Below are 14,246 nucleotides of genomic sequence, written 5' to 3' on the forward strand. Positions count from 1 at the left end.
GCTCAGCAGGACCCTTCACTCTAGGGCGACGGCCCCGGCCCCGCATTCGAACCACACGGTCTTCCCACCGTCACGCCACACCGACACGCCCCACTTGTCGGCCATCGCGTCGAGCAGGAGCAGTCCCCGGCCGCTCTCGGACTCCGGGTCCTGCCGGGGCGGGGGTACGGGCAGTCGGTTGCTGCCGTCCGACACCTCCACGCGCACGCCGTGCGGCTGCCGCAGCAACAGCAGGGTGCAGCGCCGGTCCGGGACGTGCCGTACGACGTTGGCGAGCAGTTCGGTGACGCCGAGTTCGACGGCGTCGGACAGCTCGGGCATGCGCCACTCTTCGAGGAAGGAGCGGGCGATACGGCGGATGTGCTGGGCGGCGTGTTCACCGACGGTGAGCCGGATCGTGTACTGGGCGGGAAAGTATTCATTCACAGGACGAGGCTGACGTGCGGTGACTACCCTCGGCTACGGAACGGATACAACCGGTCCTGTAGTGGGCCGTGTTGCGTGAGAGGGGCTACTGCCGTGACCCACATCAACGCCCTTGACCCGGGTGCGTCCCCCTTGGATTACTACGGCTTCGAGCTGAGGCGGCACAGAGAGGCGGCCGGGCTGACGCAGAAACAGCTCGGGGAGATCGTCAACTACACCGGCTCGCTCGTCGGCCAGATCGAAACGGCCCGGAAGCTCCCGACGCCGGAGTTCAGTCAACGGGCGGATGCGGCGCTGGAGACGGGAGGGCAGTTGTCCCGACTGGTCGACCTGGTGCTGCGTAGCCAACTTCCGGCCTGGTTTCAGCAGGTGGCGGAGCTCCAGGCGAGAGCAGTGGAGATCTGCTCCTTCGAGGCGCTCATGGTCCAGGGCCTGCTCCAGACCCGTGCGTACGCGTGTGCCGTGCTCGGTGTGCTGGACAAGAGCAACCTCGAAGACCGCACCGCCGTACGACTGGCGCGCCAGGGCATCTTCGAGAAGGAGGAGCCGCCTGTCTTCTGGGCGATCCTCAGCGAGGCCGCACTGTACCTGGAGGTCGGCGGCCGGGAGACCATGCGCGAGCAACTCGCCCACCTGTTGTCCTTCGAGTACAACCCTCGGATCAACATCCAGGTGCTGCCGTTCTCGGCCGGAGCACACGCGGGACTGCAAGGCTCGTTCGACGTCTACCGCTTCGCGAGCGACCCGGCCATCGTCTACACGGAGGGCTACGGCAGCGGGCATCCCACCGCGAATCCGGACACCGTCAAGGACTGCTCGCTCCGTTACGATCATCTTCAGGCCGCCGCGCTCTCCCTCAGGGATTCGGCGGAGTTGATGCGGCGAGTGATGGAGGAACGCTATGGCGAGCAACGCGATTCCGACGGGGATCCGGTGGCGTAAGTCCAGCTACAGCGGCGATCAAGGCGGCAACTGCGTCGAATGCGCGCCGATCGGGGCCCTGGCCTGGCGCGCGTCGACATACAGCAGCGATCAGGGCGGCAACTGCATCGAGATCGCCGAAACCCCCCACACCACCATCGCCATACGCGACTCCAAGAACCCGGCGGGACCGATCCTCACCCTCGACCCCGCCGCGTTCACGACCTTCGTCAACTGGACGACGACGGACGGCGACTACAGCCTCTGAATGATCGTGCCGGTGGCCAAACCGCCCCCCGCACACATGGTGATCAGCGCGAACTCCTTGTCCGTGCGCTCCAGTTCATGAAGCGCCGTCGTGATGAGCCGGGCCCCGGTGGCTCCCACCGGGTGCCCGAGTGCGATCGCACCGCCGTTGACGTTCACCTTCTCCAGGCCCTGCTCGAAGACCTGCGCCCAGCTCAGGACGACGGACGCGAACGCCTCGTTGATCTCGACGAGGTCGATGTCCTTCAGGGACATCCCGGCCTTGCCCAACACGGCGTTCGTCGCGTCGATCGGCCCGTCCAGATGGAAGTGCGGGTCGGCTCCCACCAGCGCCTGGGCCACGATCCGCGCCCGAGGCCGCAGCTTCAACGCACGAGCCATCCTCTTCGACGCCCACATGATCGCCGCCGCCCCGTCGGAGATCTGCGACGAGTTGCCGGCCGTATGCACCGCCGTAGGCATGATCGGCTTCAGGGAGGCCAGCGCTTCCGCCGACGTGTCGCGCAGACCCTCGTCCTTGTCGACCAGGCGCCACATGCCCTGCCCGGCGTGCTGCTCCTCCTCCGTCGTCGGGACCTGGACGGCGAAGGTCTCTCGTTTGAAGCGTTCCTCCGCCCAGGCGTGGGCGGCCCGTTCCTGGGAGGCGAGCCCGAGGGCGTCGACGTTCTCGCGGGTCAGGCCCCGGTGGCGGGCGATGCGCTCGGCTGCCTCGAACTGGTTCGGGAGGTCGACGTTCCACTCGTCGGGGAACGGCTTCCCGGGCCCGTGCTTGGAGCCCGACCCCAGCGGCACCCGGGACATCGACTCCACGCCGCAGGAGATACCGACGTCGATCACGCCGGCGGCGACCATGTTGGCCAGCATGTGGGAGGCCTGCTGGGAGGACCCGCACTGCGCGTCGACGGTCGTCGCGGCCGTCTCGTAGGGCAGCCCCATCGTGAGCCAGGCCGTGCGCGCGGGGTTCATGGACTGCTCGCCGGCGTGGGTGACCGTACCGCCGACGATCTGTTCGACGCAGTCGGCGGGGATGCCGGTGCGGCCCAGGAGTTCACGGTAGGTCTCACCCAGCAGGTAGGACGGGTGCAGATGGGCGAGCGCGCCGCCGCGCTTGCCGATCGGGGTGCGTACGGCTTCGACGATCACGGGTTCGGCAGCCATGGGTGCGGGTCCTCTCCGGGAGGCTACGCGGAACTAGTACGCGTTCTAGTTCTGTCAGCAGTGTGCTGAGCGCCACTCGGTGACCGCAAGGGTCGTGCGGGCAATTGAGGGGTCCATGCCTCTTGCTAGTTGTAGAACCCGTTACTACCGTCACCGCAACTCCGCACAGCTGATGGGCCGTCAGAACAAGAGTCGGTACGAGTGGTGGGAGCCGCCCATGCCCTGTCCCGCGCTGCCCGAGGGATTCGACTTCACCGACCCGGACCTGCTGCATCAACGCGTGCCCCTGCCGGAGTTCGCCGAGCTGCGCCGGGTCGAGCCGGTCTGCTGGGTGCCGCAGCCGGCCAATGTCGCCGGCTTCCAGGACGAGGGGTACTGGGCCGTCACCCGGCACGCCGACGTCAAGTACGTCTCCACGCACCCGGAGTTGTTCTCGTCGTACCTCAACACGGCGATCATCCGCTTCAACGAGCACATCGACCGGGACTCCATCGACGCGCAGCGGTTCATCCTGCTCAACATGGACCCGCCGGAGCACACACGGGTCCGGCAGATCGTGCAGCGCGGCTTCACGCCCCGGGCGATCCGCGCCCTGGAGGAACGGCTGCGGGCCCGGGCCCTGGCGATCGTCGCGAACGCCCGCGCGCACTCCGGGCCGTTCGACTTCGTCACCCAGGTCGCCTGCGAACTGCCCCTCCAGGCGATCGCGGAGCTGATGGGCGTCCCGCAGGAGGACCGGGACAAGATCTTCGACTGGTCGAACAAGATGATCGCGTACGACGATCCCGAGTACGCCATCACCGCCGAGGTCGGCGCCGAGTCGGCCACGGAGATCATCGCCTACGCGATGAACATGGCCGCCGACCGCAAGCAGTGCCCCGCCCGCGACATCGTCACGCAGCTGGTCGCGGCGGAGAACGAGGGCAACCTCAACTCGGACGAGTTCGGCTTCTTCGTGCTGATGCTGGCCGTCGCGGGCAACGAGACCACCCGCAACGCCATCACCCACGGCATGCACGCCTTCCTCACCCACCCCGAGCAGTGGGAGCTGTACAAGAGGGACCGGCCGTCGACGACGGCGGAGGAGATCGTGCGCTGGGCGACCCCGGTCGCCGCCTTCCAGCGCACCGCCACCCAGGACACCGAGCTGGGCGGCAAGCGGATCCGCAAGGGCGACCGCGTCGGCCTCTTCTATGCCTCCGCCAACCACGACCCCGAGGTCTTCGACGACCCGGACGACTTCGACGTCACCCGCGATCCCAACCCGCACCTCGGTTTCGGCGGCGGCGGCCCGCACTTCTGCCTGGGCAAGTCCCTCGCGGTGCTGGAGATCGACCTCATCTTCAACGCCATCGCCGACGCCATGCCGGGGCTGCGGCTGGTCGAGGACCCGCGTCGGCTGCGGTCGGCGTGGATCAACGGGGTGAAGGAGCTCCGGGTGAGTACGGCCGGCTGAGTGGGGCGAAGGCGACGGCCCCGGGGATCGGGGGGCCGCCGCCTTCGGTCTTGGGGGTGGGGCCGGCTCAGTACGAGCCGTGGGACTGCCAGTGGTCCCAGGCGCCGCAGGCGCTGCCGTAGCGGTCCTTCATGTAGTCCAGGCCCCACTCGATCTGGGTGGCCGCGTTGGTCTTCCAGTCGGAACCGGCCGAGGCCATCTTGGCGCCCGGCAGGGCCTGGACCAGGCCGTAGGCGCCGCTGGAGGTGTTCTGGGCGTTCACGTCCCAGTCGCTCTCCTGCTCGACGATCTCGGAGAAGCACTCGTACTGGGCGTCGTCGCCGATCATCTTCTTCGCGACCGTCTTCGCCGAGGAGGCCCCCGTCGTCGCGCCGTGGGCGGGCGCGGCGGCGATCAGGGTGCCGCAGGTGGCCGCGGCCAGGGCGGTACCGGCGAGGGCGTTCTTCGGGGTGGCGGCACGGCGGAGGACGGATGCGGCGGGCACGCGGTGACCTTTCGTCGTGGGCGGGGCAGTCGTCCACGGAAACAGTCTTCGCGAATGCCCGCAATGCCCCCTTTTACTAGGGGTGACCGCATGCGGAGCGGCGGTCCGGCCTGTGACCGGGGGCGGTCTCTACGGCCTCGCTTCGTATGTGACCTGAGTCACGTGGGGTGCTTCACGCTCGGCGGGGTGTCGAAGGTGACCGGCGTCTCGAACGCCGCCCGGCGTGTGGCGCGGCGCAGGGCCCTGAGCACCGCCGGGCCGAGGGTGAGGGTCAGGACGACCGTGACGACGGCCCGGCCCAGGTCCCAGCCGAGCGAGGTGGCCAGGCAGTACGCGACGAAACGGGCCAGGTTGGCGGGGACCGTCGCCTGCGGGTCGAAGGCGACGTTCGAGGCGAGCGCGCTCATGAAGGGCCAGCCCGCCATGTTCATCACCGTGCCGTAGGCGAAGGCGGCGAGGAAGCCGTAGGCCGCCAGGAGGACGAGTTCCGTCCGGCCGCGCAGGCGGTCCGGGCCCGGCAGGAGGCCCGCGCCCATCGCGAACCAGCCCATCGCCAGCATCTGGAACGGCAGCCACGGGCCCACCCCGCCCGTGAGCAGCGCGGACGCGAACATCGTCACCGAGCCGAGCACGAACCCGAAACCCGGGCCGAGGACCCGGCCGCTCAGCACCATCAGGAAGAACATCGGCTCGATCCCGGCCGTACCGGCGCCGATCGGCCGCAGGGCCGCCCCCGTCGCGGCCAGCACGCCGAGCATCGCCACCGCCTTCGGGCCGAGACCGGACTCGGAGATCGCCGCGCCCACCACCCCCACGAGCAGCACCAGCAGGCCCGCGAAGAGCCACGGCGCGTCCTGCGCGTGCGCGCTGAGCTGCGAGGTGGGCGGGGCGAGGAAGGGCCAGCCGAACGCGGCCACCCCCACGGCACTGACCAGGAGCAGGGCGGCGAGGGAGCGGGGGCCGAGGCGGACGGCCCGGGCCTGGCGCTGGGCGTTCACGCGTCCGTCCCGGACTGGAGCGCCGCGCGGACCTCGTTGACCGTGAGCCAGTGCTGCGGGGCCAGGATCTTGGTGACCTGCGGGGCGAAGGACGGCGAGGAGACCACGACCTCCGCCGTCGGGCCGTCGGCGATCACCTCGCCCTCGGCCAGGAGCACCACCCGGTGGGCGATCTCGGCGGCCAGCTCCACGTCGTGCGTCGCCAGCACGATGGCGTGCCCCTCCTCCGCGAGCTTGCGCAGCACACCGGCCAAGCGGGCCTTCGCCGCGTAGTCCAGGCCTCGGGTGGGCTCGTCCAGCAGGAGCAGCGGGGGGCGGGCGGTCAGTACGACGGACAGGGCCAGGGCGAGGCGCTGGCCCTCCGAGAGGTCCCGGGGGTGGGTGTCGTCGGTGACGCCCGGGAGCAGTTCGGTGACCAGGGCTCGGCAGGTGCCGGGTGCTGCTTGGGCGTCCTGGTCGGCTGCCGTGCACTCGGCTGCGACGGTGTCGGCGTAGAGCAGGTCGCGGGGTTCCTGGGGGACGAGGCCGACCTTGCGGACGAGGTCCTTGGGGGGTGTGCGGTGGGGGGTGGATTCGCCGAGTTTGACGGTGCCCGAGGTGGGGGTGATGAGGCCGACGAGGGCGTTGAGGAGGGTGGATTTTCCGGCGCCGTTGCGGCCCATGAGGGCGATGGTTTCGCCGGGGGTGATGGTGAGGGTGATGTGGGTGAGGGCTTGGATTCGGGAGCGGGTTACTGAGAGGGATTGGACTTCGCCCAGGAGGGTGGGGGGTGTGGACCGTTCGCGGGTGCGGGTTGGTTGTGGCTGGTCGCGCAGTTCCCCGCGCCCCTTGGGGGCGATGTCCAGCCGTCCGCGTAGATCCGCTGCCCTTCGTCGCGCGTCACGGACCGTCAGCGGCAACGGTGTCCAACCTGCCAGTCGGCCCAGAGCCACCACCGGGGGATACACCGGGGACACCGCCATCACCTCCGCCGGGGGGCCGACGATCGGGGGTGCGCCCGGGGTCGGGAGGAGGGCGACCTGGTCGGCGTACTGGATGACTCGTTCCAGGCGGTGTTCGGCCATGAAGACCGTCGTGCCGAGGTCGTGGACGAGGCGCTGGAGGACCGCCAGGACCTCTTCGGCTGCTGCGGGGTCGAGGGCGGAGGTCGGTTCGTCCAGGACCAGGACGCTGGGGTGCGGGGTGAGGACCGAGCCGATGGCGACGCGCTGTTGCTGGCCGCCGGAGAGGGTGGCGATGGGGCGGTTGCGGAGGTCGGCGAGGCCGAGGAGGTCGAGGGTCTCCTCGACGCGGCGGCGCATCACGTCGGGGGCGAGGCCCAGGGACTCCATGCCGTAGGCGAGTTCGTCCTCGACGGTGTCGGTGACGAAGTGGGCGAGCGGGTCCTGGCCCACCGTGCCGACGACGTCGGCGAGTTCGCGGGGCTTGTGGGTGCGGGTGTCGCGTCCGGCCACCGTGACCCGGCCGCGCAGGGTGCCGCCGGTGAAGTGCGGCACGAGCCCGCTGACCGCGCCCAGGACGGTGGACTTGCCGACGCCGGAGGGACCGGCCAGGAGGACGAGTTCGCCCTCGGGGACCTCGAAGTCGATGCCCTGGACGGTGGGTTCGGAGGCACCGTCGTAGGTGACGGAGACGTCCTCGAAGCGGATCACGACGGTTCCTTGGGCTCGGGGGCGACGAACGCGGGCAGCAGGCCGAGGAGGATCGCCGCCGCGGGCCAGACGGGGAGCGTGGGGGCCACGAGCGGCACCACGCCGGGGTGCAGGGCCGTGGGCTCCCGGACGGCGGCGAGCACGAGCAGCGCGGCGACCGCCACGCCGGAGGCGACGACCAGCAGGGCGCGCACGTCCCAGCGGTCCGGGCGGTACCGGGTGCGCAGCGAGCGTCGGCCGCCGAGCCGGAGACCCGCGAGGGCGGCGGCGAGGCCGACGAGGAGGACGGGCATGCCGTAGGCGGCGCCCTCGGCGGTGAGCAGGCCGTACGTTCCGGCGCAGACGCCGAGCAGGCCGCCGAGGGTGAGGGCGGCGGTGGTGCGGCGGACTGCGGCGGGGACCTGGGCGGTACGGCCGTAGCCGCGCGCGTCCATCGCCGCGGCCAGGGACACCGAGCGCTCCAACGCGCCCTCCAGGACCGGCAGGCCCACCTGGAGCAGGCCCCGGACGCCCTTGTCCGGGCGGCCGCGCAGCCGGCGGGCGGCGCGCAGACGCTGGACGTCGGCGATGAGGTTCGGCGCGAAGGTGAGGGCGACGACGACCGCGACGCCCATCTCGTACAGGGCGCCCGGGAGGGACTTGAGGAGGCGGGAGGGGTTGGCGAGGGCGTTCGCTGCGCCGACGCAGATGAGCAGGGTGGCCAGTCTCAGACCGTCGTACAGCGCGAAGGTGAGGGCCTCGGCCGTGACCTCGCCGCCGAGGCGGATGCCCTGCGCCCAGTCGGGGAGGGGCACCTCGGGGAGGGTGACGACGGTGTGCGTGCCGGGGATGGGGGAGCCGAGGACGATCGCGAAGAGAAGCCGGATGACCAGGACGGCGAGGGCGAGTTTGACGAAGGCGCCGTAGGAACGGGACCAGGGGGTCGGGGGGCGGCAGGTCGCCACGACGTAGGCGGAGACCGCGATGAGGAGGCACAGGAGCAGGGGGTTGGTGGTGCGGGTGGCCGCGGTGCCCAGGGAGAGGGACCACAGCCACCAGGCGCCCGGGTGCAGGGGCGCTCGGCGCGGGCGCCGGGGGCGTGCCGGGCCTTGGCCGATCCGGTCCATGCTGCTAAGCCTGGTCACGCCGCCGTACCTGCCAGATCGCCGCCGCGCCCAGGACCGCCACCACGCCGATGCCCGCCAGCAGGCCCAGGGACGGGCCGTCGTCGTCGGACGTGTTGCCGTCGGACGTGTCCTTCTTCGCCGCCGGTGTCGACTCCCGGGAACTCGCCACCTGCTCCCCGCAGCCCTTCTCCGGATAGCCCGAGATCGCGCACAGCAGGGCGTTCGTGTCGTAGCGCAGGGGCTTGGCGACACTCGCGAGGGCCTCCGCCGTGGTCGCGTCGGGGGAGACGCGGGCGCAGGCCGTCCGGGCGGGGGGCGGGGCCTCGCCCTGAGGGGCGTCCGCCTTGGTGCCGGGGTCGATGACGAGCGCCACGCGCTTCTTGCCGTCCTGCGCGGGGGTCTTCGCGCAGATGGTCGTGAAGTCGGCCGTGCCGCGCGGCCGGGCCGCCTCGGAGGAGTCCTCGCTCACCGCGAAGCGGAAGCCCTGGACGTCGCCGTCCGAGGGGCGGGCCATGGACGGGCCCTGGGTGGCGTAGACCCAGCGGTCGCCTTCGCGGTCCCAGAACGACCAGTACCGGTAACCGGCGGCCTGGGCCTGGCCCGCGCCCGCGATCAGCAGGAGCGAGGCCGCCAGGAGGAGGAGAGCGGCCCGGCGGATCACGACTGCTGCCTCTTCTTGCGGCCGGTGAAGAGGAAGCCGATGCCGATACCGGCGACGAGGCAGACCCCGACGTACCACCAGACGCCGAAGAAGCCCGACCCCGAGTCGTCCTTCTCGTCGGTCGCCGAGGCCTGGTCGGGGGCCTGCGGGGCCGGGCCCGTCGCGTTGAGCTGCTTCACCAGGTCCGTGCCGCCGAAGTCACGCGGGTTCACGCCCGTCGCGTGGGCGGCGAAGATCAGCTGGGCGTAGGCGGCGGGGCCGCCCTGCTCGGCCCAGTCGGCGGAGTTCTTCTCCAGCCACTGCACGGACTTCTCGGCCTGCGCGGTCTCGCCCTGCGCGGCGAGCGCCACGACCGCGTCGGCGGTGTTGCCGTGGTCGGGCTGGGGGTCCGCGCCGGCGAGGGCGGAGGTGAGGTGGTCGTCGTCCTTGGCGAGGGTCTGGGTGAGGTACGCGGCGCCGTTGTCGGCGGCCTGCCGCGGCGTGGAGGGGTCCGCGCACGTGGCGCCGGACTTCTTGCCCTCCTCCACGACCATGCCCTTGCCCAGGGCGCCGAGGACACCGGCCGCCGTGGCGTCCGCGTTGGCGGCCAGCTCGCCCTTCTTGTCCGGCTGGAACGCGAAGGCGCCGTCGTCGTCCCCGCCGCAGGGGAGGGCGAGCTTCAGCAGGGCGTCGTCGGGCGACTTGCCGCCCTTCTCGACCTGGTCCGGCTTCTCACCGGCGGCGGCGAGCGCGCCGATGATGACCGACGTGGAGTTGGTGTCGCTGGCGCCGCCGGGCGCGTAACCCCAGCCGCCGTCCTTGTTCTGTACGGACCTCAGCCAGCCGACGGCCTTGTCGGTGACGGCGTCCTGCCCGCCGAGCGCGGCGAGCGCCTGGACGGCGGCGGCCGTGGCGTTGGTGTCGAGCATGGTCTTGGCGTCGCACGCGGCGGCCGGGTCGGGACGGTACGCGGCGAACCCGCCGTCCGCGCACTGCTGCCCGACCAGCCACTCGACGGACTTGGCGGCCGGCTTCTCACCCACCGTGTCCTGGGCCAGCAGGGCGAGCGACTGGCGCCAGACGCCGTCGAACTTGGGGTCCTTGTCGCCGTACAGGGCGGAGGGGAGCGACGGGGACGGACTCGGCGACGGTGCGGCGGCGGCCGGCGTGGCGGCGCCGATCACGGTGACGGCGGCCAGGACCGCGGCGCTGCGGCGGACGTTCATGATCGGCGGGTGCCTCTCCCTGTGAGGGAGCCGGGCAGCACGGGACACCCCGGCGGCTCGGCTCCGTATACCTCGACGGTGCCGTGCACCGGCAGGCGCCGGGCACGTGAGCCGGTCACGATCCGTACGGGGCGATCCGGCTTCCGCCTGGCAGGGCGGTCCACGGTTGCGGGTCAGCGCCGGAATTGCACCGGCTTCTCCCTGTACGGGTGATGACGACCCGCCCACTGTACCCGGAAGTAGCAAAACGGCCGAGAGTACCTTCCTCCCGTGCCGACAACACCACCTGGACGCCTCCTGGACTCGGGTCGCCGCCCGGATGTGCGGTGAGGTCGAACTGCTGCACCACGCCGAGGAGTTGATCCTGTCCGTGAGGCAAAACGGGTTAACGTGAAGCTCCACGACCACACGCAGGAGCGTCCATGACTGATCAGGTGGAGAACTCCGAGCAGGAGCCGCTCTCCAAGATCGATACCTCGGTTCCGCACTCGGCGCGGATCTGGAACTACTGGCTGGGCGGGAAGGACAACTACGAAGTCGACCGTGTGGCCGGTGACGCGTTCCGTGAGATCTTCCCCGGGATCGAGACCGGGGCCCGCGCCGCCCGCTACTTCCTCGCCCGCGCCGTCCGCCATCTCGCCGCCGAAGAGGGCATCCGTCAGTTCCTGGACATCGGCACCGGGCTGCCCAACGTGGACAACACCCACCAGATCGCCCAGCGGGTGGCCCCGGAGAGCCGGATCGTCTACGTCGACAACGACCCGCTGGTCCTGGCACACGCCCGCGCGCTGCTCACCAGCACACCGGAAGGCGTCACCAACTACGTCGACGCCGACCTGCGCAAGCCGAGCACGATCGTCCGGGAAGCCGGGAAGACCCTGGACTTCGACCAGCCCGTCGCGCTCATGCTGATGGGCATCCTCGGCCATATCGAGGACCACGACGAGGCCCGCGAGATCGTGCGGCAGCTGGTCGACGCGCTGCCGCCCGGCAGCTACCTCGTCCAGTACGACTCCACCGACACCAGCGAGGACTACCTCCGGGCCATCGGGCAGTACAACGACGGCGGCTCGATCCCGTACATCCTGCGCAGCCCCGAGCAGATCGCCCGCTACTTCGACGGTCTGGAGCTGCTGGAGCCGGGCGTCACGTCCTGCTCGCGCTGGCGTCCCGACGCCGAGGCCCTGGGCCTGCCCGCGGAGGTGCACCAGTACGGCGGTGTCGCCCTCAAGCGCTGAACTCAGGTCTCCTGAAGTATGCGGTGCAGGATGGTCGGAGTCTCGTCCGGCGACTCGGCTTCGACCACCAACCGGTTCATGGCGTCCCAGTAGCGCTCGATGTCGGCCGGCCGGTCGGGATAGAGCGCGGTGGTGAGCTGCTCCAGGTAGACCACGTCGGGCAACTGGCCCCCGGGCAGCCGCAGAATGGTGACCGGACCGCCCTCCGCGGCATGCCCGCCGGAGCGGAACGGCAGGATCTGCACGGTGACCTGCGGCAGCCGGCACACCTCGATGAGATGCCTGAGCTGAGCGCGCATCACCTCCGCCCCGCCCACCGGACGCCGCAGCGCCGCCTCGTCGATCACCGCCCAGAGCCGGGCCGTGCCCGGCTGCCGGTGCAGGATCCGCTGCCGGGTCATCCGCAGCGCCACCCGCCGGTCGGTCTCCCGCGCGTCGGCGTCGGGGTGCACGAGCCGGACGGCGGCACGCGCGTAGTCGGGCGTCTGGAGCAGCTCGGGAACGCGCTGTATCTGGTAGCAGCGGATGACGCTCGCGGCTTGCTCGGCGCCGAGGTAGCTCTGCGTCCAGGAGGGCACCACGTCGCTGTAGTACTGCCACCAGGCGTGGGTGTTGGCCTGTTCGGCCAGCGCCAGCAGCGTGGCGCGTTCGGCCTCGTCCGTGACGCCGTAGAACGTGAGCAGGTCGGCGACATCCCGCAGCTTGAACCCGTGGCGCCCGGCCTCCATGCGGCTGATCTTGGAGGGGGAGGCCCGGATGACGTCCCCCGCCTCCGCCCTGCCGATGCCCCGCCCGTCCCGCAGCCTGCGCAGCCGAGCGCCCAACGCCAGCCGAGGCACCATCGGCCCGGCCGATCTCCCGTCCAGGACTCCGCTGAAGGGCGACGTTCGAGCGGCCTCTTCGGTGCCCATGGGCATGTCTCCTTGCGGTGGTACGCAACGCCGCACGCGTGGGGACGCCGCGGCTCATTCATCCTAGAGGCCCTGCCCTGAGGCGATCCGGCTTATGCCGAAGGCGAGTTCGGCCGACGAGTGGGCCCGCCGAAGGGCAGGTGGAGCGTCCGGGAGGCGAGCAGCCAGGTGCCGTCGGTCCGGTGGAAGACATCCTCGTAGTGCCCGACCTGGACCGGCGGTCCGGGCGGGACGATGCCGCCGTCGTAGCCGTCGACGCGGTACGTCGTGAAGTACGAGATCGCCCTGGCGGTGTCCGGGGACTCCACCGTGACCAGGACGTTGGACATCATGCGGCGGGAGAGCCGGTCGGCGGGGCGGGAGCCGAAGTAGGCGCGCAGGGCGTCGCGGCCCTTGACCAGCCGCCCGTCCTCCGGCCACTGCCAGACACCCTCCTCGGTGAACAGCTCCGCGACGGAGGAGGGGTCGCCCAGGTCGAGCCGGTGGACGAAGTCGAGGATCAGACGCTCGCAGGCGCGCTCGGCGAGGAGGTGCTCGATGGGGGCCATGGGGTCTGTGGAGTCCATGGGCTCGGTTCTAGCACCCGGCCCGGACGGGCACGGAGACACCCAGCCACGCCGGCCCCTACACCGCCACGTACCTCACCGGCTCGCTCCCCGGTACCGCCTCCGCCCGGCCCAGTTTCACCAGGCGGCGCAGATGGGCCTCGGCCTCCGAGACCGCGATGTTGCGGGAGCCGTACGGGATCTGGGCCCAGGGGCGGTTCCACTCCATGCGTTCGGCGAGCTGCCAGGGGGTGAGGGGCTCGGCGAGGAGGGCGTGGAGGGTGGTGAGGCGGGCCTCGTGGTGGTGGAGCAGTTCGCGTACGCGGGCGGCGGCGTCCGGGAACGGGTGCTGGTGGGCCGGGAGTACCTCGGCGGGGGCCAGGCGGCCGACGCGTTCGAGGCTGTCGAGGTAGTCGCCGAGGGGGTCGGTGACCGTGGCGTCGTCGGGATCCTCGTAGAGGCCGATGTGCGGGGTGATCCCGGGGAGCAGGTGGTCGCCGGAGAAGAGGCGGCCGTGGCCGGGGAGTCGGGCCGGGTGGTTCTCCTCCAGGTGGAGGCAGACATGGCCGGGCGTGTGCCCCGGGGTCCAGATCGCGCGCAGGCGGCGGCCGGCCAGGTCCAGGAGTTCGCCCGGGATGATGTCGCGGTCGGGCAGGGCGGGGGAGAGGCCGGGCAGGGAGCGGGGCCGGGGTGTGCGCAGCGGGGCGATGTGCTCCTCGGGCGCTCCGGCGGCGGTGAGCTTGGCCGTCATGTACGAGAACCAGCGCTCGGGACGGGCGTCCCGGGTCCGTCGTACGACCGCGGTGTCCGCCGCGTGCATCGCGATCCAGGCGCCCGACGCCTCGCGGACCCGGCCGGACAGGCCGTGGTGGTCCGGGTGGTGGTGGGTGATGACCACGCCGTGGATCTCGGAGATCGAGGTGCCGCAGGCCGTGAGGCCGGACGCGAGGGTGTCCCAGGACTTCGGGTCGTCCCAGCCGGTGTCGATGAGGACCGGCCCTCGGTCGGTGTCGACGACGTACACCAGGGTGTGGCCGAGGGGGTTGTCCGGGATCGGGACCCGCAGGGACCGGACGCCTCCGCCGTGGTCGTACACCGCCGGTGTGGGTTCGCGGTCCTGGCTGCCTGTCATCTGCCCTCCGTCCGTCCCACGGCCATTGCCCACTATAACTAGAACTGGTATCAGTTTCTGAAACACCGTCAGATGCGAAGGCAGTC

General features: G+C 71.2%; 15 protein-coding genes and 1 riboswitch. Of the genes, 4 read left to right on the top strand and 11 right to left on the bottom strand.

Annotation, left to right across the window (positions count from 1 at the left end):
• Nucleotides 1–15 precede the first annotated feature (15 nt).
• Complete coding sequence (locus KJK29_RS27030; RefSeq protein WP_215121761.1) at nt 16–426, bottom strand: ATP-binding protein; 411 nt, start codon at nt 424–426, stop codon at nt 16–18.
• Nucleotides 427–519: 93 nt separating this feature from the next.
• Between KJK29_RS27030 and KJK29_RS27035 the strand changes: the two genes are divergently transcribed.
• A complete protein-coding gene (locus tag KJK29_RS27035) occupies nt 520–1,368 on the top strand; it encodes a helix-turn-helix domain-containing protein (RefSeq protein ID WP_215121763.1) in 849 nt (282 codons plus the stop codon).
• Nucleotides 1,328–1,615, top strand: a complete 288-nt coding sequence (locus KJK29_RS27040) for a DUF397 domain-containing protein (RefSeq protein ID WP_215121764.1) — start codon at nt 1,328–1,330, stop codon at nt 1,613–1,615. Before KJK29_RS27035 ends, KJK29_RS27040 begins: the two co-directional genes overlap by 41 nt.
• Here KJK29_RS27040 and KJK29_RS27045 read toward each other — a convergent pair.
• On the bottom strand, nt 1,603–2,772 hold the full coding sequence (locus KJK29_RS27045; protein WP_215121766.1) for a steroid 3-ketoacyl-CoA thiolase: 1,170 nt from the start codon (nt 2,770–2,772) through the stop codon (nt 1,603–1,605). The genes KJK29_RS27040 and KJK29_RS27045 overlap by 13 nt on opposite strands.
• A gap of 217 nt (nt 2,773–2,989) precedes the next feature.
• Here KJK29_RS27045 and KJK29_RS27050 point away from each other — a divergent pair, with 217 nt between their 5' ends.
• Complete coding sequence (locus KJK29_RS27050; protein WP_215121768.1) at nt 2,990–4,228, top strand: cytochrome P450; 1,239 nt, start codon at nt 2,990–2,992, stop codon at nt 4,226–4,228.
• A 67-nt stretch (nt 4,229–4,295) separates the two neighbouring features.
• On the opposite strand, the gene KJK29_RS27055 is transcribed toward KJK29_RS27050, so the two are convergent.
• The 6 genes from KJK29_RS27055 to KJK29_RS27080 all read right to left on the bottom strand — a co-directional run bounded on the left by KJK29_RS27055 (nt 4,296) and on the right by KJK29_RS27080 (nt 10,334).
• Nucleotides 4,296–4,712, bottom strand: a complete 417-nt coding sequence (locus KJK29_RS27055) for an aggregation-promoting factor C-terminal-like domain-containing protein (RefSeq protein WP_215121769.1) — start codon at nt 4,710–4,712, stop codon at nt 4,296–4,298.
• A gap of 158 nt (nt 4,713–4,870) precedes the next feature.
• Nucleotides 4,871–5,710 carry an ECF transporter S component gene (locus KJK29_RS27060; RefSeq protein ID WP_215121771.1) on the bottom strand — a complete coding sequence of 280 codons (840 nt, stop codon included), beginning with the start codon at nt 5,708–5,710 and terminating at the stop codon, nt 4,871–4,873.
• A complete protein-coding gene (locus tag KJK29_RS27065; RefSeq protein WP_215121773.1) occupies nt 5,707–7,362 on the bottom strand; it encodes an ABC transporter ATP-binding protein in 1,656 nt (551 codons plus the stop codon). Before KJK29_RS27065 ends, KJK29_RS27060 begins: the two co-directional genes overlap by 4 nt.
• Complete coding sequence (locus tag KJK29_RS27070) at nt 7,359–8,468, bottom strand: energy-coupling factor transporter transmembrane component T (protein ID WP_215124476.1); 1,110 nt, start codon at nt 8,466–8,468, stop codon at nt 7,359–7,361. Before KJK29_RS27070 ends, KJK29_RS27065 begins: the two co-directional genes overlap by 4 nt.
• Before the next feature lie 4 nt (nt 8,469–8,472).
• On the bottom strand, nt 8,473–9,129 hold the full coding sequence (locus KJK29_RS27075) for an SCO2322 family protein (RefSeq protein WP_215121775.1): 657 nt from the start codon (nt 9,127–9,129) through the stop codon (nt 8,473–8,475).
• Nucleotides 9,126–10,334: a prenyltransferase/squalene oxidase repeat-containing protein gene (locus KJK29_RS27080; RefSeq protein ID WP_215121776.1), complete on the bottom strand. Its 1,209-nt coding sequence runs from the start codon at nt 10,332–10,334 to the stop codon at nt 9,126–9,128. The genes KJK29_RS27075 and KJK29_RS27080 overlap by 4 nt, the downstream gene beginning before the upstream one ends.
• 137 nt (nt 10,335–10,471) lie before the next feature.
• Nucleotides 10,472–10,581: riboswitch (cobalamin riboswitch) on the bottom strand.
• Nucleotides 10,582–10,756: 175 nt separating this feature from the next.
• On the opposite strand from KJK29_RS27080, the gene KJK29_RS27085 reads away from it, so the two are divergent.
• Complete coding sequence (locus KJK29_RS27085; RefSeq protein ID WP_215121778.1) at nt 10,757–11,572, top strand: SAM-dependent methyltransferase; 816 nt, start codon at nt 10,757–10,759, stop codon at nt 11,570–11,572.
• Nucleotides 11,573–11,574: 2 nt separating this feature from the next.
• Here KJK29_RS27085 and KJK29_RS27090 read toward each other — a convergent pair whose 3' ends face one another.
• From KJK29_RS27090 to KJK29_RS27100, 3 genes are all read right to left on the bottom strand, one after another.
• Nucleotides 11,575–12,483, bottom strand: coding sequence for a helix-turn-helix domain-containing protein (locus tag KJK29_RS27090; protein WP_215121780.1), 909 nt, complete (start codon nt 12,481–12,483; stop codon nt 11,575–11,577).
• Between the two features lie 92 nt (nt 12,484–12,575).
• Complete coding sequence (locus tag KJK29_RS27095; RefSeq protein ID WP_215124477.1) at nt 12,576–13,031, bottom strand: nuclear transport factor 2 family protein; 456 nt, start codon at nt 13,029–13,031, stop codon at nt 12,576–12,578.
• A gap of 76 nt (nt 13,032–13,107) precedes the next feature.
• Complete coding sequence (locus KJK29_RS27100; RefSeq protein ID WP_215121782.1) at nt 13,108–14,160, bottom strand: MBL fold metallo-hydrolase; 1,053 nt, start codon at nt 14,158–14,160, stop codon at nt 13,108–13,110.
• Nucleotides 14,161–14,246: the final 86 nt, after the last annotated feature.

This window comes from Streptomyces koelreuteriae, assembly GCF_018604545.1.
GTDB classification, from domain to species: Bacteria; Actinomycetota; Actinomycetes; order Streptomycetales; family Streptomycetaceae; genus Streptomyces; species Streptomyces koelreuteriae.